Source organism: Dechloromonas aromatica RCB, from assembly GCF_000012425.1.
This window is the reverse complement of record NC_007298.1, coordinates 1,083,595-1,104,703: the sequence shown is the minus strand read 5'-3', so window position 1 is coordinate 1,104,703 and position 21,109 is coordinate 1,083,595. Positions and strand designations below refer to the sequence as shown.

The window sequence follows — 21,109 nt, the reverse complement described above, 5'->3', positions numbered from 1 at the left end:
CATTCCTCCCGGTCGTTTTATGCATGGACACAGGTCGAGAATCGGACTTTTAGCGTAACGGAAACGCCGCCTCCCATCCGACTCGCACCTTATGTTTTGAGCATAGTCCGCAATCGGCGAATAGCCAGATCAGATGAGAAATCGACTCAAAGATGCGTCCTGCCGACTAGCTCGACAGGCAACGCAACAGGGCCGCGAAGAGCAAATACGGCTCGACCGGCTTGGCGACAAAATCATTCATGCCGGCATCCCGACAACGCTGGCGGTCATCGTCAAAGGCATTGGCGGTCATCGCGATGATGGGAACCGAGTCGAACTGCGGCATGGCCCGGATCTCCCGGGTCGCGGCAAGACCATCCATGACCGGCATCTGCATGTCCATCAGGATCAGATCGTAGCGCTGATTGCCAATCGCCTCGACAGCCTGCCGGCCATTACAGGCAATATCGGCGGCCAGCCCGACATCGTCGAGCATGGAAAGGGCAATTTCCCGGTTGAGCGCATCGTCCTCCACCAACAGCACTCGCTTGCCCGGACTGATTGCGGCAAGGCGGCGTACCGTCTCGCCGGCTTCAAGAACGGGGGGAGGTGTTTTGGCCGCATGGTCGATCCGGAAACGTGCGGTAAACCAGAAGCAGCTGCCATGACCGGGCTCGCTGCTGGCTCCGGCATCGCCGCCCATCAATTGGGCAATTTTCCGGGTGATGGCCAGGCCTAGCCCCGTACCGCCATGGCGCCGGGTCGATGAATTATCGACCTGCTCAAATTCAGAGAACAGCGTGGCCATATCTGCACCGGTGATACCGATACCGGTGTCCTCGACCTCGAAACGCAACAGGACATCATCGCTGCCCGCCTCGATCAGGCGGACCCGCAGCAAAACACGGCCACTATCGGTAAATTTGAGGGCATTGCTGACGTAATTGAGCAAGGCCTGCTGCAGGCGAACGCCATCGCCAACCAGGTGTTCGGGGATAGCCGGGTCGATCTCGGTTTCCAGCCTGAGCTGCTTGGCCGTGGCACGTTCGTGCTGCATGGAGACCAGATTGCCGATGATGACAGGGATCGACAGCGGCAAGCTGGTCAACTCCAACTTCCCTGCCTCGATTTTCGACAGGTCGAGCACCCCGTTGATCAAGTCGAGCAAATGTCGACCGGCCGTATCGATCTTGTCCAGATGCTCCGCCTGCCCGGGAAGCAAACCTTCGCGCCGGATCAAGTGCAGTACCCCGGTGATGGCATTGAGCGGCGTACGGATTTCGTGGCTCATGTTGGCCAGGAAACTGCTCTTGGCATGATTGGCCGCTTCGGCGGCATGCATGGAACGGGACAAGGCGGCGGTCCGTTCGGCAATCTCCGATTCGAGCTGATCCCGATGCTGTTCCAGCGCCGCCTGGGCCTGATCACGCGCCTTCGCCCAGTTGGCCCCCAGCCAGTTGCCCCAGGCGATGCCAGCCAGGCCCAGCAGCCAAATGACGAGATGGGTGAAACCGAGCCCGACCCTGGAACTGGCCACCTGCTCCAGATAAGGCGTCAATGGCAGGTTCAGGCCGGTCGCACCGCGCATGTCGCCAGTCTTGTAGCCGAGGATACCGTGGCATTTGTCGCACCCGGGATCCATGAACATCGCTCGCAGATAGCGCAGATGGGGCTTGCCTTCGATTTGCGTCACCGCCCAGACTTCGGTCGCTTCGCCGCGCGTGAAGCGCTCCAGCTGTTCGCGCTCCCAGGCATCCGGCGCATTGCCGGGATTCAACTGGCGCAAACCGGTAATGCGACCGCGCACGCCGTAATCGGCGGCATACAGGTCCATCATCTGGCGCAGCATCGAAGCCGGATTGAGCAGGGTCAACTGCTTCCCGTCCGTTGTCTTCACGTCTCGCCCGGGAACATGTGAGAGCCAGGGTATGGATTTCTGGGTCTCGGTGACCGGTACGTAAACACCGCCATGCAGCGTTCCCCAGCGCCGGAAGGAAATGTCCTTGTTCAGGTTGGCCTGCGCCTCGGTATAGGCCAGCTTCATGATCTGCTCTTCTGAGTTATGAAAATTCCAGAAAACAGAAAAACCGATCATGACAGTCCACAAAAAGACTGCCATGAACAAAAGACGCCGACGCAGATGCTGACTTGCCATTTGGGTTACCGGAAAGACTCCGCCCCTAGAAATCAATCAAACAGAATAAATTTAGCGCACTATCTCACGAATACCAGCTTCATATCAGGAACTAATACTCATTGTCACAAACGCCGGCACAGAGCCACTGCTCCATAAATGAACACCTGTATCGCTTCAGCACATTCAAGATCTGCCCTTGAGCCCGGAAAAACCTGGCCAACCGATGGCAACGCAATGATTTGTATGTAAATTCTCCGATTCTGGCAGGTCGCAACCCGGGCTGGCATGAGGCCTGCAACTAAGGTGGCACGAGTCACGGCAGGTCAATCACCAGCAACATGAACCTGCCGGCCTTGAGTTACCCGTTCGCAACTTCATTCAAGAACACAGGAGACAAACATGCTCTACGCATCCCCCGGTACCGCCGGCGCCAAGATCGCCTACAAAGCTCAATACGACAACTTCATTGGCGGCAAGTGGGTCGCCCCGGTCAATGGCCAGTACTTTGACGTCGTCACTCCGATTTCCGGCAAGCCTTACACCAAGGCTGCCCGCTCCACCGCCGAGGACATGGAACTGGCACTGGACGCCGCCCATGCCGCCTTCCCGACCTGGGGCAAGACCTCTGCCGCCGACCGCGCCAACGTGCTGCTGAAGATCGCCGACCGCCTCGAAGCCAACCTCGAACTGCTCGCCTATGCCGAGACGGTCGATAACGGCAAGGCCATTCGCGAAACCCTGAACGCCGACATCCCGCTCGCCGTCGACCACTTCCGTTACTTCGCCGGCTGCCTGCGCGCCCAGGAAGGCGGCATTTCGGAAATCGACGAAAACACCATGGCTTACCATATCCATGAGCCCCTCGGCGTTGTCGGCCAGATCATCCCGTGGAACTTCCCGATCCTGATGGCGGCCTGGAAACTGGCCCCGGCCATCGGCGCCGGCAACTGCGTGGTGCTCAAGCCAGCTGAATCGACCCCGATCTCCATCCTGATCCTGGCCGAACTGATCGCCGACATTCTGCCGGCCGGCGTGCTGAACATCGTCAACGGCTATGGCCGCGAAGCCGGCATGCCGCTCGCCACCAGCAAGCGCATCGCCAAGATCGCCTTCACCGGCTCGACCTCCACCGGCCGCGTCATCGCCCAGGCCGCTGCCAACAACCTGATTCCGGCCACCCTGGAACTCGGCGGCAAGTCACCGAACGTCTTCTTCGCCGACATCATGGACAAGGATGACAGCTTCCTCGACAAGGCCGTCGAAGGCATGGTGCTGTTTGCCTTCAACCAGGGCGAAGTTTGCACCTGCCCGTCGCGCGCCCTGATCCAGGAATCGATCTACGAGAAGTTCATGGAGCGCGTCCTGAAGCGTGTGGCTGCCATCAAGCAGATCAGCCCGCTCGATACCGACTGCATGATGGGTGCCCAGTGCTCGCAGGAACAGATGACCAAGATCCAGTCCTATCTGGAACTCGGCAAGCAGGAAGGCGCCGAATGCCTGATCGGTGGCGAACGCGCTCATCTGGGCGGCGACCTTGAAGGCGGCTACTACATCCAGCCGACCATGTTCAAGGGTCACAACAAGATGCGCATCTTCCAGGAAGAAATCTTCGGGCCGGTGCTCGCTGTGACCACCTTCAAGGACGAAGCCGAAGCCCTGGCCATCGCCAACGACACCATCTACGGCCTCGGCGCCGGCGTCTGGAGCCGTAACGGCAACGTCGCCTACCGCATGGGTCGCGCCATCCAGGCCGGCCGCGTGTGGACCAATTGCTACCACGCCTACCCGGCGCACGCTGCCTTCGGCGGCTACAAGGAATCCGGTATCGGCCGCGAGACCCACAAGGTCATGCTCGACCACTACCAGCAAACGAAGAACCTGCTTGTTTCGTACAGCGAAACCAAGCTGGGCTTCTTCTAAGCAACATCTTCGGCCCCGGCCGGCTGTCGCGCCCATCCCCGGGGCGCGCTGGCGACTGGCCGGAGCCAAGGAGCATCTCCTCCACTGCCCCCTATTTTTTGCGGGCAACTCTTCGGGGGCGGGCAACCGCCCCCATTTTTTCAAACACCGTTCTTTAGGAGATTCACATGGTCGACCGCGTCATTGCCACCCCGGCAACGCTCGAGCTGATCGAGCTCCTGAAACAGCAATACGGCCCGGAACTGATGTTCCACCAGTCCGGTGGCTGTTGCGACAACAGCGCCGCCAACTGCTACCTGCCCACCGACCTGACCATTGGCGCCTACGACGTCCATCTTGGCAACATCGGCGGGGTGCCCTTCTACATCAGCGCCTCGCAGTACGAATACTGGAAGCACACGCAACTGATCATCGATGTCATTGATGGCCAGGGCGGTACCTTCTCGCTCGAAGGCTCGACGGGAAAGGCCTTCCATACCCGTTCGCGACTGTTCACCGATGCCGAATGGGCCGAACTGCAGGCGGCCGGCCTCGTTTAATCAAAGGAAAACCCATGAACCAGCAACTGACCAATTCCCTGCTGCTTGGCCTTGCCGCGGCTGTCATCCTCATTGCCACTCCGCAGGCCCAGGCCGCCGACGGCGAAGCGATCGTCAAGAAAGCCCGCTGCGTCGCTTGCCACGCCGTCGATACCAAACGTGTCGGCCCAGCCTACAAGGACGTCGCCGCCAAGTACAAGGGCGACACCAAGGCGCCGGCCATGCTCTTCGACAAGGTTCGCCACGGCGGATCCGGCAACTGGGGCCAGGTGGCGATGATTCCCCACCCGGCTGACAAGATCAGCGATGACGACCTGAAAGCGGCGATTCACTGGGTTCTGGCGCTGGAGTAAAAGGACCACCGCGCCACGGTTTCAGCGCAAATGAAGGGAGAACAGCAAACTCCCCAACAAGAATGGCCGCAGGCCATCGATGCGAAACCGAGGGGCTGCCGACAGGAGCCGTCGGCGCCCCGTCGGAACCGCCGAGGAAAGAGTGGCTTAAGACTGCTTCTGGGCTGAGGAACGGGCCGACGCAGTACTCGAATCCTTCAGCAGGCGAACCGTAAACCAGAAAGTGCTACCAACCCCCGGCTTGCTCACTGCCCCCACCTTGCCCCCCATCAGTTCGGCCAGCTGTTTGCAGATGGCCAGCCCAAGGCCAAGGCCACCGTAGGCGCGCGAGAAGGAACCGTCGACCTGCTCGAAGGAGTTGAAGACCCTGTCCAGCTTTTCGGGAGAAATGCCAATTCCGTTATCGGAAACGGCAAACCGGCACAGCACTGCATCGCCGGGGACCTCCACGACCTCGCAAGCCACCTTGACCGAGCCACCACGCTCGGTAAACTTGATGGCGTTGGCCGCGAACTCGCTGACGATCTGGCCAATACGTGCCGAATCACCAAAGAACTCGACACCATCCCAGCCTGAGAGATCAGCCACCGCCAAGGCGATCTCCTTCTCATCCGCGAGGGGATGAAGATGCGATGAAACCCACTTGAGAATCGAGCTCAGGGAAAAAGCGTTGCATTCGAGGGTCAGGCGTCCGGCTTCCAGCTTGCTGTGCTGGAGAATGCCGTTGATCACGTGGAGCAGACGGTTTTGGGCGTCGCCCATCTTGAGCAGCTGATTTTGGGTTGTGGCATCTGCTGCATTGCGCTTCATCAATTCGGTAATGCCCATGATCCCGCTGAGCGGCGTCAGCAATTCATGACTCATCGTCGCCAGGAAAGTATTCTTGGCCCGATTTGCGGTTTCCGCAGCCTCCTTGGCGATGGACAAGGCCCGCGTCCGCTGGGCGACCAGTTCTTCGAGATGCAGGTGATGCCGCTCAAGTTCAGCCTCCATACATTTCCGCTCGGCAATCTCCTCGGCAAGATTGACATTCTTCTTGAACATGCGGATCCGTAGCTGCGAGGCGTAGTAGCCGAGCAGGATGCAGCGCAGGAGAACCAGCGCGAAGCTGCTCAGGATAACGACCGACTCGAAAGCCGATGGATGCGCGACGCCAACCCGCTCCCCGCGGAAGATCACCAGTACGGCACCGGTGGCCACGATGGCCATTGCCCACATGATGACAGCGCTACGCAGCGAAATGCGCAGGGCCCCGAAACCGAAGATGATGAAAATAATCGACAGGAAATAGGTCGCAATCGACGGCGCCCAGACCACGAAAAACAACTGAACAGCAATGGCATAGATCATCTGCCATTCGGTCATTTGCGAGCTTCGGACCCGATCGCTGACACCAACCCAGTGCAAGAAGGACAAGATCAGCACATGACCCAGCCCCGCCAGGCCATAGAGTGCCGGCACTTGTACCGGAACGGTGCCCGCTGCAAAAAACAGAGACAGCAGCAGGCAATCGATCAGGTAGCTGATGCTGATGGCCGAGAGCATTCGGACCCGGTAGCGATGCCGCTGCTCGCGCACTGCTTCATTCCGGTCGGTGATTCCCGGCGCAACCGACAAAATATCATCCAGGGTCGAAGTCATCTCATCGCACCGCAATGGCGCCGAAAAGCCATAGGTAGATACTCGTTCACAGCGCCCTCAAACATTGAATGCCCCCCTGCCCTCTGTCATTGCCAAGCACCTGGGGTGACAGGAGCGGCAAAACCATATGACATAAGTAATACCACGGATAAACCCGGATTGAAATCCATCGCATCAAAGTGATACGAAGTTAATCCATGGCAAACCTCCAATCATCTCATAGCCAGGTATTCAAAAAAACGTCCCCTCGCCATATCTCGCAAGCAAGCCACTAATAAAAATGCCACCCGAGGGTGGCATTGGTTTTCATTTTTGACGATTTATTTCTATTGGCCGTAGCAACATCTATTACTTTAGGAAGAGTTGCACTGCTCCTCCATGGAGCAGTTGTTCATTTTTGGAACAGCCCACCGGGCAACATGCGCGCAATGGCGCCGTCGCGTTTGAACACATGCTTCAATGCCCCGGCCACATGCAGAACAATCAGACCGGCACCGCCCCAGACGAAGGTGACGTGCAGCAGCTTGAATGCGGCGTTCAGGCCCTCATCCGGCCAGCCTGCCTTGGGGATTTCAACGCCGAAAAACTTGATGGCATAGGGCGTGAACGACGAAGCGAGGTAGCCGGCCAGCGGCGCCATGACCAGGAAGACATAGAGCAGGTGATGGGTGCCGGTCGCGACCTTGCCTTCCCAGCCGCTGACCACCGGCGCGGGCGCCGGATTTCTGGCCCGCCAGAGCAGACGAAGCGCCACCAGCACCAGCATCAGCAGCCCAAGCGACTTGTGCAGACTGTAGGCGGCACTGCGTTCGGCGCCCTTGGGCAGATCAGTCATGGTCCAGCCCAGCCAGAGCAGCCACAGCACAATAACAGCCTGCCCCCAATGCAACAGGATGGCCGGCAGGGTATAGCGTTGGGTATTCATCGTATGCTCACTCCCCACGGTAATTCGCCGACGGCAATATCGGCCAGTTTCCTGTAAGCGGCGGTATCGATGACCGACACGGTGCCAGAGCGGCCGTTAGCCACGTAGAGCTTGCTGCCATCCGGTGTGATCGCCATGTTCCAAGGGCGTTTGCCGACTTCGATGGTCGCGATGACCGTATTGCTGGCGACATCAATCGCCATCACCGAACCGTCGCGGCCATTCGAGACAAACACCCGCTGACCATCCGGATGCACCGCGATCCCGTTGGGGTACTGGCCGGCGGCGATTTCGGCGATCACGCTGCGCTGCGCCACATCGATGGCGTAGACCTTGCCGGCCATTTCACTGGCGACATAGGCCCGGCTGCCGTCAGGCAAAAAGCCGATGCCGCGCGGCCGCTTGCCAACCGGGATGCTGGCCACCTGCTGGCGGGCAGCGACATCGACAACATCGACCTGCTCGGCTTCCTCGGCGCTGACGTAGAGCCAACGGCCATCGGGGCTGAACACGGCATGCTCGGGATTCTTGCCCTGCACCTTGATCCGGGCCAGTTCCTTGCCCTGTGGCGCCGCCAGCAAAACGACCGCGTTATCGTCCTCGACCGCCACGGCAAGCAGCTTGCCATCGGCTGACAGGCTGATGCCCTCGGGCGAGTCGCCGAGCCGCACACTCTTTTCCAGCTTGCCGGCCGTGGTATCGACGATCAGCAGGCTGCCAGTCTTGCCATCGGTCAGGTAAAGATGCCCCGACCCGGCGGCAATACCGCGCGGACGCTGGCCAACGGCAAGATCGGACAGTCGCTGGTCAGTGCCGGTGTCGATGACACTGACCGTCGCCGATTTTTCATTGGGCACGTAGGCCAGAGGTCCGGCCCAGGCCAGCCCGCCGAAGGCCGCCAGAACGGCAGCAGAAACAACGCTGATCAGTCGCATGGTCGTCTTTCAGGCTGGCTGGTGGGAAATGCCGTGGCGCTTGAAGATGTCGGCGATGGTTCCATCCTTCTTCAAGTCAGCCAAAGCCGAACCGATGGCTTCGGCCAAGGCCTGCTCCTCGACCTTGACGGCCATGCCGAGCGGCCAGTTATCGACTTTCAGCTCGGCAAAGCGCGGGCTGTCGATGACAGCCTTGTCCTGCCCCTTGAGCGCGGCCTCCAGCTCGGCGCGCGGCGCCAGAACGGCGGCCACCTTGCCTTCGGCCATGCCCTTGGCGGCCTCGGCGACACTCTTGAAATGGACGACGTTCTCACGTAGACGACCATTCAAGACGCCAAGCAGGAATGAATCAGCCAGCGAAGTCGTTTCGACACCGATTTTTTCCCGGGTGAAGATTTCCAGCGCCACCGCCGCCGAACCAGCCAAGGCTTGCGGCACGCGCTGCGGATTACGCGCCAGGGCCAGCGTTTCACGGTGGTAGATGCCGAAGATGCGGACCTTGTCGTTGGCACGAGCCAGATGCTCGTCGACCGGCACATGCATCATCACATCGGAGGGCTGGGTGCCGAGGTAATGGCCTTTCCAGACCATATTGCGCAGGTCGTCGTTCATGTCCTCGTCGGCGTTGTAGCCAACGATTTCGGCCATCAGGCCAAGCTTGCCGGCAATGGCCCGGGCGATGTCGGCATCGATGCCTTTGCCGCCTGCCATGGCATAGGGCGGAAAGTCGTTGTAGACGGCGACACGCAAGCGGCCGCGCTGGCGAATGGTTTCAAGACCGTCAGCCATGGCCGGCAGTGCAGAGAAAACGGGCAAGGCGGCGAGCGCCTTCAGCCACAGGCGGCGATCATTCTTCATGGACAGTTTCCAGCCAGCTACGGATTGTCCACATCGCTTCCTGACTAAAGACACCTTCGAACGGCGGCATATAGACGCGGCCATCACGCACGGCACCATGGCGAATACGTTGCAGGAAAATTTCATCGCCCTCGTCACCCAGGGGCAGATAGCGGAGATCCGGCGCGATGCCGCCAGAAATTGCGCCAAGACCATGGCAGCGAGCGCAATTTTGGTTGAATGCCGAACTGCCGATGGCAATTGCGGTCTTATCTTTGCGGTATGGGTTGCTCTTGAGCCATTCGCTGCCGACGGATTTCAAGCCAGTCGTATCCACAGCTTGCGGCGTAACGTCGCCGTGAGCAAAGACTTGCGGCGCCACTGCACAGATGGAAAGAGCGGCGACTACCGCGCCGAGGTTTCGGAAGGGATGTTTCACAATGTCTCCTTGTTTGATTGCGGGTTGCTACTTTTGTGAGTAGCTGTCTGCAATCCCTGTGCCAGGTGATGTCAGCCGGCGGATCAGGCATGGGCAACAGGGGCTCTCCGGAGATACGAAAAAACAGGATGACTAATTAAACACTGGCACGCCACTTGCTAAACTCTGCAGCGCACTGCTCGCTTCATTGCTTATAAAAAGGGCAGGTGTTACGTTATGAAGCAACAAAACAACAACGATAAATTCTGGGTGTACCGGAGGCGAGATGGGACAAATTCAAATGCTGGCCGAAGTCCATGACCAGCGCCTGCAACAGGCAAGGCAACTATTCTTTGATCAGGGCGGCTTGCCCGAGGGTCTGATCGACCCGCTGATTCTCCGTTCGTGGGAGCGCTGTCGGCGCTTTGGTCTGGGCGAACTCAGCCTGACACCGGCCACCGAAGCAATGGATCGCGTCGCCCTGAAAACCGAACAGGATCGCAACCGTTATCTGCTGATGCAGGGCCGGCCGATCATGGAGCATGTCTTCGAGCAGATTCGCGACTCGGGCAGCATGGTCATCCTGGCCGACGCCAACGGCCTGCTGCTGGAAACCGTCGGCGACCCGGAATTCGTCAACCGGGCTGATCGTGTCGCACTGTCCGCCGGCGCCTCGTGGGATGAAAACCTGCGCGGCACCAATGCCATCGGCACCGCGCTTTCCGAAGAAGCCCCGGTCGCCGTCCTTGGCGGCGAACACTTCATCGAACACAACGGCTTCCTGACCTGCTGCGCCAGCCCCATCTTCGGTCCGGATGGGCGTCTGATCGGCGTCCTCGACATTTCCGGCGACTACCGCAGCCATCAACGCCACACGCTGGGCCTGGTCCGCCTGTCCTCGGCCATTGTCGAAAAGCGCCTGTTCGAATCGATTCACGCCCGCGACATCCTGGTCTGCTTCCATAGCCGCCCCGACTATCTGGGCAGCCCGAAGGAAGGCATCGCCGCCGTTTCGCCGGATGGTCAGGTACTGGCGATCAATCGCAACGGCACCGAGATTCTCGGCATCCGCCAGGTCGACGCCGTGCGCCGCGATTTCTCCATGGTCTTCGAGAGCAACCTGTCCGCCCTTGTCGACCGTCTGCGCCACAACTCTCAGGGCACCTGCGAAATCAATGTCAGCGGCAAGGTCATCAACGTCCAGCTGCGCGGTCAGTTGCCGCCGCTGGCCGTGGCCGGGCGTGTTTTCGACGAGCCCCTGCCGCAACGCGCGCCGCGCCGCGCCGAAACCGCGGCCGCACCAACGCTGACGCTGGACACCCTGAACACCGGCGACCCCCGCCTGCAGGCGGCCATCGACCGCGCCCGCCGCATGCTGGGTCGCGACATCCCCATCCTGATCCAGGGCGAATCCGGCGCCGGCAAGGAAATGTTCGCCAAGGGCTACCACAACAGCGGCCCGCGTCGTGACCAGGCCTTCGTCGCGCTCAACTGCGCCTCCATTCCGGAAACCCTGATCGAATCGGAACTTTTCGGCTATCAGGGCGGCGCCTTTACCGGCGCCCGCAAGGAAGGCGCCCCGGGCAAGATTCAGCAGGCCCATGGCGGCACGCTGTTCCTCGATGAAATCGGCGACATGCCGCTCAACCTGCAGGCCCGCCTGCTACGCGTGCTGCAGGAACGCTGCGTGACACCTTTGGGCAGCACACGTTCGATCCAGGTCGATATCTCGCTGGTCTGTGCCACGCACCGCAAACTACGCGAAGAAGTCGCCCGCGGCACCTTCCGCGAAGATCTCTATTACCGCCTGAACGGCATGAGCGTTACCCTGCCCGCCCTGCGCGAACGAACCGACATCCGTTCCATGGTCGCCAAACTGGCTGCTGTCGAAATCGCCGCACGTGGTGGTCCGGTCAAGTTTTCCGAAGGCGCGCTGCAAGCTATCGAAGGGTACAGCTGGCCGGGCAATATCCGCCAGCTGTTCAACGTCATCCGCGTCGCCATTGCGCTACTCGACGATGATGAAACCCTGATCACCGAAAGCCATCTGCCGGAAGAACTGTTCGAATCCTCCCCGCTCGCCGCGACCGCCAGCGTTCCAGCCTACGACCCATGGGCCGCCGCACCTCTCGAAGGCGCCAACAGCATGGATGCGATCAGCCGCCAAGCTGCGATGCGAGCACTGGAAGCAGCCGGCGGCAACATTTCGTCGGCGGCCCGCCAACTCGGCATCAGCCGCAACACGCTGTACCGCAAGCTGGGACGGATGTAGAAGCCACCGATGCGCCTGCCAAGGTGGGCGCATCGCGATCTATCGGTCAGAGGAAAACCAGCGGGTTACGGGTCAGCGCCACGCTAACGATATAAACGTAGGCCAGCAGGGCCAGGCCGAAGTAACGCCGGCGCATCGCCAGGGTCCGGCCGCGCTTCAGGGCCATCATGCCGAGCAGGATGTAGGCGAGCAGGCCAAAGAACTTGGCGGTCAACCAGCCATTGACGAATGGGTACTGGCCGCTCAGCCAGGCCATGGTCAGCGCGCTGCCCAGCAACAGGGAATCGACGATGTGCGGCACGATTCGCGTCAGGCGGTGCTGGCGCATCGGCGATTCGGTCAGCATCCACCAGCCGCGCAGGCAGAAACCCAGGCCGCTGAGTACGACGCAGGTCACGTGCAGATGCTTGAGGGCGAGATAGCTCACTTGGCGGCGAGTTTCCGGGCGATATCGATTTCGGCCTGACGATAACGGCGGATAGCGCTCGCCAGGTTCCACCACAGCCAGCCGTTGGCCACGGCAAAGGCCAGTCCGGCCGGCCGGGCCAGCCAGCCGGCGAACGGAACGGTGGCCAGCAGCAACAGCAATGCCGCTGCGTAGGCCAGCATCTGCCGGCGTGTATCGACATCGGGCAGCAACTTGTTCATGGCGGGCGCCGGTACCTTGGCCTTGCCGCACTCCTGCAGATGTAGCCAGGCCAGGAAGGGAACAATCTTGTACAGCATGCCGGCGATGAAGGGCAAAAAGCCGCCAGCAACGAGCAGCACACCGAAGACCAGCGTCCAGCCTTCGACCCCCACCGCATCCGGCCACAAGGCAGCGCTGGCCAGCATCAGCAGCGCAACAATGCTCGCTGACAGGCCTAGCTGCCAGTAGCGATAGGTGGCATCGGCCCGCGCCCGGCGTCGCTTGGCCTGCAAGCGCAGGGTCAACCCGGCAAAGGCCATGCCGGCCACCGCGGCAGCAAACTGGCTGAGGCGCACCAGCCAGGGCCAGTCGGCCAATACGGCTGCGCTCCATAGCAACAGCATGCCCAGCATGGCGACCGGAAACCACCAGCTTGCCCGCATCGGATAACCCGGCGTCAGCTGGAACATCGGAACAACGACATAGGCCATCGCTGCAAGCAAAACCCCGGCCCAGCCACCCAGGCCCCAACCGGCATGCAGATCAGCCAGCGCCGGCAAAGGTAGCGCCCAACCGTAGGCCAGTGCCAGCGCCATCAGCACGCCAAGGCCGACCACACCGGCCAAGCCAAGTAGCGCCAGCTTGAGGCCACGAATGGTAGGGCTAGTCGATGGCACACCGCTCAGCGCCAGAACGGTCGCGGCCAGAAACAGCAAAACGGTCAGCGCCAGAACCAGCGCCGCACTGCTCAACAGCCCGGGAATGCCGGAATAAAATCCGGAGGCCAGCAACAGGGCTCCTGCTGAAAGCCCGACATGAACGATCCGGGCGACCTCCAGCGGCCGCTTCAGATTGGCGCCGGTAACGACCGGCAGAATCTGGATCAGTGCCCCCAGCATGACCTGCAGCATGAAACCGACGGTAAGCAGGTGGGTGGCCGCCAGGGCGCCAGGCGTCCACCGCGAGGCAAACAGATCGGGGCCTTCAAAGGCAATCAGCAAGCCAGCCAGCACGGCAAACAATGGGGCCGTCAGGAAAAAACGCAACGGCGCCGCAAAAGGCGGTGCGTTTTCGAAAGCCATCACCGCTTGCATGACCAGGGTGGCTTTATCGAGAAATCAGGATTTCAAAGGTACCGTCGGCGACCTGCTCAACCTCGTAGTCATGCCCGTTCTGGCGCAGCACCTTGTAGAGCGGATGCGGCTCGCGGAAAAGCAGGAGCAGCATCTTTTCGCCCTCCTTCAGGGTATCGAGCATTTCCATGGTGGCGACGAAGGGTTCGGGCGGCTCCATGTAGCGAGCGTCGACGACATGTGGCGTTTTCGGATGAGTCATTCTTCGTGAAGTTCCGTTTCCAGCCGTTCGAGAATGGCCGGCAGTTCGGCTGACAGGTGCTGGTCGCACATCGGGTAGAGCATGTTCTCTTCCTTCATGTTGTGCTGCTGCACCATGATCAGCAGGGTATCGGCAAGCCCGAGATAATCCTCGGTTTTGCCGGCTTTGAGTGCATCGGCGGCCTCTTCCATCAAGGCCCGCATTTGCCCGTGCTCCATGCGCATGACCTGGGTTGGCCCCATGGTCATGCCGGTCTTGGCCTCGAAAGTCGGGAACAGCGTTGTCTCTTCGGTATTGAAGTGGGCCAGCACCGCCGAGCGGAAGTGGCCGAAGGTCGCCTGAGCGAGATCAAGATTGCCCTTGCCGACGGCCTGCTCGGCCTCGGCGAACAGATCATCGCAATGGCGATGGTCATCGGTCATGTAACTGCGGATGGTGGTCATGGTTTGCTCTGTTGCGAATGGTGCCCCATTCTCGGGGCATGCCCATGACACTCACCTTGACCGCCGTCAAATCCGGAAACAATCAGGCGCTGACGATACCCACCTGCAATTCGTCGAACCAGTTGATGAAGCGCTGCACGTCGGCCCCCTGATAGATCGCCCCGTGCTGCGGGCAGAGCATGTCGATATCCATCTGCGCCACGCGTTCGCACCAGCGACGCTTGGCTTCGTTGGAGCCCATCCAGCGCTTGTGGAAACCTTCGGCGTGGCGAATGTGGGTGTCGAAATTCTCGACGAACAGGCCATCCTCGCCCGGTGGCAGCAAAGCCGCGCCAACGTCGCCGGAGAACAGCACCTTGGCCACCTTGTCGTACAGGTTGAAATTACCGGAGGAATGCAGGTAATGCGCCGGCACGGCCCGCAGAATCAGACCAGCCAGTGAAATATCGGTGCCTTCATCGGGAATCGTGATGAAGGTGTCGGCCGTCCCACCAAAATGAGGGATAAAACTTGCCCACAGCCAGCTCACATAGCAACGCATCTTGGGGTTGAATTCAAGCCACAAGGCCAGCGACGAGCAAATATCCGGATCCTGGTGCGAAGCAAAGATGGCTGCCAGCGCCGATGGGTCGAACTCTGACGACAGCGCCGAGAAAACTGCGGGAAAAACTTCGGCACCACCCGGATCGAGCAGTATCCCCTGCTCGCCATGGGTGACCAGATACTCGTTGGTATCGATCAGGTAATTCGGCTTCTCCGGATCGCGCACGATGGCGACCCATTTGTGATTACCGTCCTGAAAGATTGTTTTTGTCGTTTTCACGTATCAGATCCCCTACTTTCAATTCCCGGTAAAAAAGGCGGAACGGCGGAGCGACTCCAGCGAGGTGCGAATTTCTTCGACGATGCTGTCGAATTCCCCGGATACCTGGGCCAGCGGCAAGGCAAAGGACTGCCCGTACGCCGCTTCAATCTTTGCCGATTTGGCCAGCACACCGCCCAGCTCGACCATCTGGAAAGCATCTTCAAGCGCCCGCTTGAGTTGCTTGCGCAAACTGACCAGGCGCTGCGTATGGCGATCATTTTCCATTTCCCGCTCGGCCAGCACAGCTGCCATTCGGGGCACGGACGAGAGCGCCACGGCCTGACGCAACAGACGGGTATGGCGGATATCCTGCAAAACCAGCGAAACCTCGGTGACGCAACCGTGAATCAACCCGGTCAGCGAAGCCATGCAATCGCGCAAATCCTGCGAGAAGACGCGCAGTTCATTCGACAGCACGCCAAACCCCCGCGCCGCCGTACCGGCCCGCTTGGCCAGGAAAATCGCGTTCAGGGCCATGATGTTGATCTTGAAGGCGACAGCGACGACCGACTTGATTTCCTCGTTGATGCGAACGATGCGCAACAGGTCCACACCGGCTTGCGATGCTTTCGTGTTGGTTGTCGCCAGGGCAGTCGTCATATTTGTCTCACCGATGGTCTTCTTGTCAGCCGGCAATGTACCAATTCGTACCGAAAACGACTAGCCCGTGACAGTTCTGTCATTTATTTATTTTTCCAGCACATAGGTTCCCGGGGCATCCGCCAGCGCGGGGAATTTGCGGTTGGCGGCCGGATGGGCATCGACCAGATCACCGGTGCGCTCGCCCAGCCAGCGGGTCCAGTCTTCCCACCAGGTGCCCGGCTTTTTCTCGGCGCGGTCGAACCAGTGTTCCCAGTGCTCGTTGCGCTCGGGCTCGCCGATCCAGTAAGCCCGTTTGGGTGGATTGACCGGCGGATTGACGATGCCCAGGATGTGCCCCGAGGTCGACAGCACGAAGCGTACCGGCGCCTTGACGTTGATCTGCTTGCGGATGCGATAGCACTGCTTCCACGGCGCGATATGGTCGTCTTCAGCCGTCACCGCGTAGAGCGGCTGCTCGATGAGATCAAGGTCGATCGCCTCGCCAGCGATGTTCAGCTTGTCACGCTTGATCAGGTTGTTCTCGAGGTAGAGCTCACGCAGGTAATACGAATGCATGGCCTGCGGCATACGGGTGGTGTCCATGTTCCAGAACAGCACGTCGAACGGCGCTAGTGGCTCGCCGAGCAGGTAACTCTGCGTCCAGTAATGCCAGATCAGCGGATTCGAGCGCAGCATGCGGAAAGAGGAAGCCATTTCGCTGCCATCCAGGTAGCCCTTCTTGGCCATCGACTCTTCGAGCGCGCCAATGCAGGCCTCGTCGATGAACACGTCGATGTCACCCGGATGCGCGAAGTCGGTCAGGGTCGTAAACAAGGTCCAGTGCGCCACCGGCACCTTGTCCTGGCCGAAACGCTTGTTGGCCCAGGCCATGTAGGTACTGACCAGCGTACCGCCGATACAGTAGCCGACCAGATGCACCTTGGGCACCTTGCAGAATTCGCTGGCAACGCTCACCACCTCATTGACACCTTCAAGCAGGTAGTCGTCGAAGCGTACGTCGGAAAGCTCCTCGCCTGGATTCTTCCAGCTGGTGATGAAGACCGAGAAGCCCTGGTCGGTCAGATACTTGACCATGCTCTTCTTGGCCGTCAGGTCGAGAATGTAGAACTTGTTGATCCACGGCGTGATGATCACGATCGGCATCGCCCGCACCTTGGCAGTCGTCGGCGCGTAGTGAATCAGCTCGACCAGGCGATTGCGGAAAATGACCTTGCCCGGTGTCGTCGCCAGATCCTCGCCGACCTTGAAGGCATCCGGCTCGACCATCAGGATATTCTTGGCCTTGACGTCGCGCTGGAAGTTTTCCCAGCCCTGCTTCAGGCTTTCGCCGTTGGTTTCGACGAAGCGTCGCATGGCCACCGGGTTGAGCAGGAAGAAATTGGTCGGTGCCACCATGTTCAGCCAATTGCGCAACCAGAAGGCGGAGCGGCGACGCTCTTTGTCCGACAGGCCCGGCGTCTCGAAGAACATGTCCTCAAGTCGGTGTGTGAAGGCGATATACCATTCCTTGACGATGTCCCAGGTCGCCGACTCGGTCCAAATCGGATCAGCAAAACGTGCGTCGTCGGCATTGGGCCGGATGACGTCGGCCGAAGGAAGACCCATCGCCCGATGCATCACATGCGTCTGGAGCTCGACCAGATCGCCGGACAAGGCGCTCATGGCCCGTGCTAGCTCTTGAGGATGCATCAGCCAGGCCATCTGCGCCGCCAGCATCGAGGTCGTCACCCCATAGGGATCAACTGCGTTGCCAAGCGCCTTGCCGAGCGACTCCACCGGGCTCAGGCTATGGATATTTACACCGTTGTGCTTCTCTGTCGAATTACTGGACATCGTGTTCACCTTGGGTACATGAGACTTCATTGATCTTACAGCGTGACGAATTCACCGGGGGATGGCAGATGCACATCAGACCAGCCGAGTTGCTCGCCGATCGCCTGGGCAAAGTTGGCAGATGCACCCGCCTCGCCATGGACGACGAAGGTTCTTCCCGGCTGCTTGTGGAAGCCACCCAGCCATTTGAGCAAGGCAGCCTGATCGGCATGGGCAGACAAACCACCGACCGTGTAAATGCGCGCCCTGACCGGCACCGGCTGGCCGAAGATATGGACCAGCCGTGCCCCGTCGACCAGGCGCCGCCCAAGCGTTCCTGCCGCCTGGAAACCGGCGATCAGCACGCTGCACTCGCTGCGTGGCAGATTTTCACGCAGGTGATACTTGATCCGCCCGGCCTCGCACATGCCGCTGGCTGACAGAATGACCGCACCACTGCGAATCTCATTCAGGGACTTGGAGCGCTCGACATCGGCCACGGCTTCAATGTACATCTTGTCTGGATGCGATTGCTGCCAGACAATCAACTCGCGGGTTTCGGGATCGAGCAGATTTGGGTGAGAGAGGGTAATCCGCGTCGCCGAATTGGCCATCGGCGAATCGACATACACCTTCAGCGGAGATAGCCGCTTGCGCCTGACCAGACCGGTCAGCATGTAAAGAATTTCCTGCGTTCGCCCGACGGCAAAGGAGGGAATGATCAGATTGCCCTTGGCCGCCTTGGTCCGCTCGAAGGCAGCGACGATTTCATCCTCGGTCTCCGCCAGCGAACGGTGCAAACGGTCGCCGTAAGTGGATTCGATCAGTACCACATCGGCTTCGGCCGGCGGCGCCTCCGGGTCGTACAACACAGGCCGGTCAGACATGCCGAGATCACCGGAAAAGACCAGCCGACGCGGCTTTCCTTCGTTGCTGACCATCACCTCCAGCCAGGCCGAGCCAAGAATATGCCCGGCATCGTGAAAACGCACACTGACCGACTCGGCCGGCTGCAGGCTTTCTCCATAGCTGACCGGCTGCAGCAGCTTCAACGACGCCAGCGCCTGTTCCACGGTATACAAGGGCGGCGCAATGCCGCGCTCACCCTTGCCGCGTCGATGGCGATTGCGCAACTGCCATTCCGATTCCTTTTCCTGGATATGCGCGCTGTCCGGCAGCAACACTTCAAGCAGGTCGATGGTCGCCGGCGTGGCGTAGATGGGTCCGCGATAACCGAGCATCGAAAGCCGCGGCAGCAGACCGGAATGATCGATATGGGCATGGGTCAGCAAGACAAAATCGATCTCGCGGACATCGAAGCCAAAATTGAGCGCACGCTGGTTCTTTTGGCGGGCTTCGGGGCCACCCTGGAACATGCCGCAATCGACCAGAAAACGGATGTCACCCGTTTCAACGAGCGTGCAGGAACCGGTCACTTCGCCGGCCGCACCAAGAAATCCGAGACGCATGTTTAAATTCCTCCCGACTTGGCGTAGCATGAACCTCAATACGGCGAAACGCAACGCCAGCAGACCATCTCAGGAGGTTAAGCATGTTCAAGCATATCTTCGTCCCGACCGACGGATCCGAGCTTTCCCGTGCCACGGCGCAACGCGCCGTCTCGTTTGCCAAGGAAACCGGCGCCCGGATCACGGTATTTTTCGCTAAACCGGAATACCCGATCGCCTATTTCGGCGAAGGCGCCCTGATCGACCCGACGACGCCGGAAAAATTTGCCGAACTGGCCGACCAGCAGGCCACCGAATATCTGGGTGAAGTGCAAAAAATGTGTGCCGAAGCGGGCGTCGAATGCGGCGTCACCACCGCCACCAGCGATGTACCCTACGAAGCGATTATCGAAGCTGCTGAAAAGTCCGGCTGCGACCTGATCTTCATGGCCTCGCACGGCCGCCGAGGCATCAGTGGTTTCCTGCTCGGCAGCGAAACCAACAAGGTACTGACCCACTCCAAAGTGCCGGTGCTGGTTTACCGCTAAGGAAGTTCCGATTTAAGGCGCACATTGTCGCCCCCGCGGAGGGGCAATCCGCGAAGCCTGCGCCTTCAGAATGATGCTCGATTGACAGGCGACGCATGAACTGGGCAATGCGCCGCCTGATTCAGCGGACGCTTGCCTTACTTTGCAATGTCGAGCAGTTCGACTTCAAAAACCAGTGTCGAATTAGGCGGAATACCCGCTACACCCCGGCTACCGTAAGCCAGGTTGGGCGGACAAACAAGCTTGGCCTTGCCACCGACCTTGATCTTTTGCATACCTTCGGTCCAGCACGGAATCACGCGGTTGAGCGGAAACCTGGCCGGTTCATTGCGACGGTAGGAACTGTCGAATTCCTGACCATTGGTCAGCGTGCCGCGATAATGCACTTTGACCGTATCGCTGGCATTGGGGCTGGCGCCGCCGCCTTCCTTGAGGATCGTGATGCTGATTCCAGAGGCGGTCACCTCCTCCTTCGGTTCGGCAGCCACCGCCTGAAAAGAGAGGACAAGAAGGAGCGCGGCGCTGGCGATAAAGTGTTTCTGCATGTTGGGAGCCTGGTTGCGGTTGGAAATAGATTGAGGGCGCACGTTAACGGGAAGTTGTTTCGGAGGCAATCGGGTGGCATTGGCTGAGGCCGACAAATGGGTGCCAGCTTTGCGCCCAAACGAGCGCCCCACGCCAAGTGCGGCGCTCGTTTAAACGCAACAGACAATCAAAATCAACGCCATGGCTGTCATCAGCGCGCCGTGCAGCGCTCCTGGCCCGACTGGATTCGGCAGAGCACTTCACCACTGGTTGTATCGACAAAATCGACTTCCTCGAGCCTGCCAACCAGATAGCGCTTCTTCAGCGTGAAATCGGTCGGACGGCTATAGATCGCCTTCCAGAACGTCGTACTTTCGCTGATCACCGGTTCGACCAAGCGCGCCTTGGCGCGCAGGCCAACATGCCCGGCCATGGCAGCCGGCAGGTTGGCTGAAAAGCCGGAGTCATCATCGACCTTGCGCGGGTAGAAATCGTAGAGGTTCTCGAAGGCCAGGAAATAGTCGTAGCGCCAACTGATTTTCATTTGCTGCGGCGTGCCGATCTTGTCCTCGGCGACATATTCCCCGCGCTCATCAGCCACGGACTGCAGTGGCAGGAATTTGAAGCGGTAATAGTCTTCGACCGCGGGGTCGGCCAGCGGCTGCCAGCTCCAGCCTTCGGCAAGCTGGTTGAAGGACATGCGGTAGAGGACGTCCAGCCGTTCGCCCGCCTCGTTGACCTCAAGGCTACCAGGTGCCGACAAATCGACATCGACTTCGACGATTTGCCCGACTTTGCCCTTGATACCGTCCGCTGGTAGTTTGGCGATGGCAACATACTGCCGCTCGGCCGTTTCAGCCGCCTGGACAGCACCCAAAAAGGCGGCGACCGAAGCCGCCGTGAAGATATATCTGAGGAAAAACATGTCGACTTTGAACGCTTCCCA

General features: G+C 60.0%; 21 protein-coding genes. 5 read left to right on the top strand and 16 right to left on the bottom strand.

Annotated elements, in window-relative coordinates; genetic code table 11:
- Positions 1-166: 166 nt before the first annotated feature.
- A complete protein-coding gene (locus DARO_RS21565) occupies positions 167-2,074 on the bottom strand; it encodes a response regulator (RefSeq protein ID WP_198134100.1) in 1,908 nt (635 codons plus the stop codon).
- A 441-nt stretch (positions 2,075-2,515) separates the two neighbouring features.
- Between DARO_RS21565 and exaC the strand changes: the two genes are divergently transcribed.
- The 3 genes from exaC to DARO_RS05235 all read left to right on the top strand — a co-directional run bounded on the left by exaC (position 2,516) and on the right by DARO_RS05235 (position 4,928).
- Entirely contained in the window at positions 2,516-4,036 is a 1,521-nt protein-coding gene (gene exaC / locus DARO_RS05245; protein WP_011286773.1) for an acetaldehyde dehydrogenase ExaC, read from the top strand.
- Between the two features lie 167 nt (positions 4,037-4,203).
- The gene (locus tag DARO_RS05240; RefSeq protein ID WP_011286772.1) at positions 4,204-4,575 is read left to right on the top strand and encodes a DUF779 domain-containing protein; all 372 of its coding nucleotides are present in this window, start codon (positions 4,204-4,206) and stop codon (positions 4,573-4,575) included.
- 14 nt (positions 4,576-4,589) lie between these two features.
- Positions 4,590-4,928, top strand: coding sequence for a c-type cytochrome (locus DARO_RS05235; RefSeq protein WP_011286771.1), 339 nt, complete (start codon positions 4,590-4,592; stop codon positions 4,926-4,928).
- A gap of 147 nt (positions 4,929-5,075) precedes the next feature.
- Here DARO_RS05235 and DARO_RS05230 read toward each other — a convergent pair whose 3' ends face one another.
- The 5 genes from DARO_RS05230 to pedF form a co-directional block, all read right to left on the bottom strand.
- Positions 5,076-6,569 carry an ATP-binding protein gene (locus DARO_RS05230; RefSeq protein WP_011286770.1) on the bottom strand — a complete coding sequence of 498 codons (1,494 nt, stop codon included), beginning with the start codon at positions 6,567-6,569 and terminating at the stop codon, positions 5,076-5,078.
- A 391-nt stretch (positions 6,570-6,960) separates the two neighbouring features.
- Positions 6,961-7,494, bottom strand: a complete 534-nt coding sequence (locus DARO_RS05225) for a cytochrome b (protein WP_011286769.1) — start codon at positions 7,492-7,494, stop codon at positions 6,961-6,963.
- Complete coding sequence (locus DARO_RS05220; protein ID WP_011286768.1) at positions 7,491-8,429, bottom strand: beta-propeller fold lactonase family protein; 939 nt, start codon at positions 8,427-8,429, stop codon at positions 7,491-7,493. Before DARO_RS05220 ends, DARO_RS05225 begins: the two co-directional genes overlap by 4 nt.
- A gap of 9 nt (positions 8,430-8,438) precedes the next feature.
- Positions 8,439-9,287, bottom strand: coding sequence for a transporter substrate-binding domain-containing protein (locus DARO_RS05215; RefSeq protein ID WP_011286767.1), 849 nt, complete (start codon positions 9,285-9,287; stop codon positions 8,439-8,441).
- On the bottom strand, positions 9,277-9,705 hold the full coding sequence (pedF, locus tag DARO_RS05210; RefSeq protein ID WP_011286766.1) for a cytochrome c-550 PedF: 429 nt from the start codon (positions 9,703-9,705) through the stop codon (positions 9,277-9,279). Before pedF ends, DARO_RS05215 begins: the two co-directional genes overlap by 11 nt.
- 265 nt (positions 9,706-9,970) lie before the next feature.
- Here pedF and DARO_RS05205 point away from each other — a divergent pair, with 265 nt between their 5' ends.
- Entirely contained in the window at positions 9,971-11,956 is a 1,986-nt protein-coding gene (locus DARO_RS05205) for a sigma-54-dependent Fis family transcriptional regulator (RefSeq protein ID WP_011286765.1), read from the top strand.
- A 46-nt stretch (positions 11,957-12,002) separates the two neighbouring features.
- Here DARO_RS05205 and DARO_RS23260 read toward each other — a convergent pair whose 3' ends face one another.
- The 8 genes from DARO_RS23260 to DARO_RS05165 form a co-directional block, all read right to left on the bottom strand.
- Positions 12,003-12,383: a SirB2 family protein gene (locus DARO_RS23260; protein ID WP_011286764.1), complete on the bottom strand. Its 381-nt coding sequence runs from the start codon at positions 12,381-12,383 to the stop codon at positions 12,003-12,005.
- Positions 12,380-13,678 carry a hypothetical protein gene (locus tag DARO_RS23255; protein WP_011286763.1) on the bottom strand — a complete coding sequence of 433 codons (1,299 nt, stop codon included), beginning with the start codon at positions 13,676-13,678 and terminating at the stop codon, positions 12,380-12,382. Before DARO_RS23255 ends, DARO_RS23260 begins: the two co-directional genes overlap by 4 nt.
- Before the next feature lie 13 nt (positions 13,679-13,691).
- The gene (locus DARO_RS05190) at positions 13,692-13,919 is read right to left on the bottom strand and encodes a DUF2249 domain-containing protein (RefSeq protein ID WP_011286762.1); all 228 of its coding nucleotides are present in this window, start codon (positions 13,917-13,919) and stop codon (positions 13,692-13,694) included.
- Complete coding sequence (locus DARO_RS05185) at positions 13,916-14,362, bottom strand: hemerythrin domain-containing protein (protein ID WP_011286761.1); 447 nt, start codon at positions 14,360-14,362, stop codon at positions 13,916-13,918. Before DARO_RS05185 ends, DARO_RS05190 begins: the two co-directional genes overlap by 4 nt.
- 82 nt (positions 14,363-14,444) lie before the next feature.
- On the bottom strand, positions 14,445-15,185 hold the full coding sequence (locus tag DARO_RS05180) for an FprA family A-type flavoprotein (protein WP_011286760.1): 741 nt from the start codon (positions 15,183-15,185) through the stop codon (positions 14,445-14,447).
- Between the two features lie 18 nt (positions 15,186-15,203).
- The gene (locus tag DARO_RS05175; RefSeq protein ID WP_497463027.1) at positions 15,204-15,863 is read right to left on the bottom strand and encodes a methyl-accepting chemotaxis protein; all 660 of its coding nucleotides are present in this window, start codon (positions 15,861-15,863) and stop codon (positions 15,204-15,206) included.
- 51 nt (positions 15,864-15,914) lie between these two features.
- Positions 15,915-17,663, bottom strand: coding sequence for an alpha/beta fold hydrolase (locus DARO_RS05170; RefSeq protein WP_011286758.1), 1,749 nt, complete (start codon positions 17,661-17,663; stop codon positions 15,915-15,917).
- Positions 17,664-17,698: 35 nt separating this feature from the next.
- Entirely contained in the window at positions 17,699-19,111 is a 1,413-nt protein-coding gene (locus tag DARO_RS05165; RefSeq protein WP_011286757.1) for an MBL fold metallo-hydrolase, read from the bottom strand.
- Positions 19,112-19,194: 83 nt separating this feature from the next.
- On the opposite strand from DARO_RS05165, the gene DARO_RS05160 reads away from it, so the two are divergent.
- Positions 19,195-19,638, top strand: a complete 444-nt coding sequence (locus DARO_RS05160) for a universal stress protein (RefSeq protein ID WP_011286756.1) — start codon at positions 19,195-19,197, stop codon at positions 19,636-19,638.
- 137 nt (positions 19,639-19,775) lie between these two features.
- Here DARO_RS05160 and DARO_RS05155 read toward each other — a convergent pair whose 3' ends face one another.
- Together DARO_RS05155 and DARO_RS05150 are read right to left on the bottom strand one after the other, a co-directional pair.
- Entirely contained in the window at positions 19,776-20,183 is a 408-nt protein-coding gene (locus DARO_RS05155; protein ID WP_011286755.1) for an FKBP-type peptidyl-prolyl cis-trans isomerase, read from the bottom strand.
- A gap of 191 nt (positions 20,184-20,374) precedes the next feature.
- Positions 20,375-21,088 (bottom strand): hypothetical protein, encoded by a 714-nt coding sequence (locus tag DARO_RS05150; RefSeq protein WP_011286754.1) that lies wholly within the window; start codon positions 21,086-21,088, stop codon positions 20,375-20,377.
- Positions 21,089-21,109: the final 21 nt, after the last annotated feature.

What these genes read in the sequence shown, in the direction of transcription:
- DARO_RS21565 (WP_198134100.1), bottom strand. Translation starts at nt 2,074, where the DNA reads ATGATCGGTTTTTCTGTTTTCTGGAATTTTCATAACTCAGAAGAGCAG.
- exaC (WP_011286773.1), top strand. Translation starts at nt 2,516, where the DNA reads ATGCTCTACGCATCCCCCGGTACCGCCGGCGCCAAGATCGCCTACAAA.
- DARO_RS05240 (WP_011286772.1), top strand. Translation starts at nt 4,204, where the DNA reads ATGGTCGACCGCGTCATTGCCACCCCGGCAACGCTCGAGCTGATCGAG.
- DARO_RS05235 (WP_011286771.1), top strand. Translation starts at nt 4,590, where the DNA reads ATGAACCAGCAACTGACCAATTCCCTGCTGCTTGGCCTTGCCGCGGCT.
- DARO_RS05230 (WP_011286770.1), bottom strand. Translation starts at nt 6,569, where the DNA reads ATGACTTCGACCCTGGATGATATTTTGTCGGTTGCGCCGGGAATCACC.
- DARO_RS05225 (WP_011286769.1), bottom strand. Translation starts at nt 7,494, where the DNA reads ATGAATACCCAACGCTATACCCTGCCGGCCATCCTGTTGCATTGGGGG.
- DARO_RS05220 (WP_011286768.1), bottom strand. Translation starts at nt 8,429, where the DNA reads ATGCGACTGATCAGCGTTGTTTCTGCTGCCGTTCTGGCGGCCTTCGGC.
- DARO_RS05215 (WP_011286767.1), bottom strand. Translation starts at nt 9,287, where the DNA reads ATGAAGAATGATCGCCGCCTGTGGCTGAAGGCGCTCGCCGCCTTGCCC.
- DARO_RS05205 (WP_011286765.1), top strand. Translation starts at nt 9,971, where the DNA reads ATGGGACAAATTCAAATGCTGGCCGAAGTCCATGACCAGCGCCTGCAA.
- DARO_RS23255 (WP_011286763.1), bottom strand. Translation starts at nt 13,678, where the DNA reads ATGCAAGCGGTGATGGCTTTCGAAAACGCACCGCCTTTTGCGGCGCCG.
- DARO_RS05190 (WP_011286762.1), bottom strand. Translation starts at nt 13,919, where the DNA reads ATGACTCATCCGAAAACGCCACATGTCGTCGACGCTCGCTACATGGAG.
- DARO_RS05185 (WP_011286761.1), bottom strand. Translation starts at nt 14,362, where the DNA reads ATGACCACCATCCGCAGTTACATGACCGATGACCATCGCCATTGCGAT.
- DARO_RS05170 (WP_011286758.1), bottom strand. Translation starts at nt 17,663, where the DNA reads ATGTCCAGTAATTCGACAGAGAAGCACAACGGTGTAAATATCCATAGC.
- DARO_RS05165 (WP_011286757.1), bottom strand. Translation starts at nt 19,111, where the DNA reads ATGCGTCTCGGATTTCTTGGTGCGGCCGGCGAAGTGACCGGTTCCTGC.
- DARO_RS05160 (WP_011286756.1), top strand. Translation starts at nt 19,195, where the DNA reads ATGTTCAAGCATATCTTCGTCCCGACCGACGGATCCGAGCTTTCCCGT.
- DARO_RS05155 (WP_011286755.1), bottom strand. Translation starts at nt 20,183, where the DNA reads ATGCAGAAACACTTTATCGCCAGCGCCGCGCTCCTTCTTGTCCTCTCT.
- DARO_RS05150 (WP_011286754.1), bottom strand. Translation starts at nt 21,088, where the DNA reads ATGTTTTTCCTCAGATATATCTTCACGGCGGCTTCGGTCGCCGCCTTT.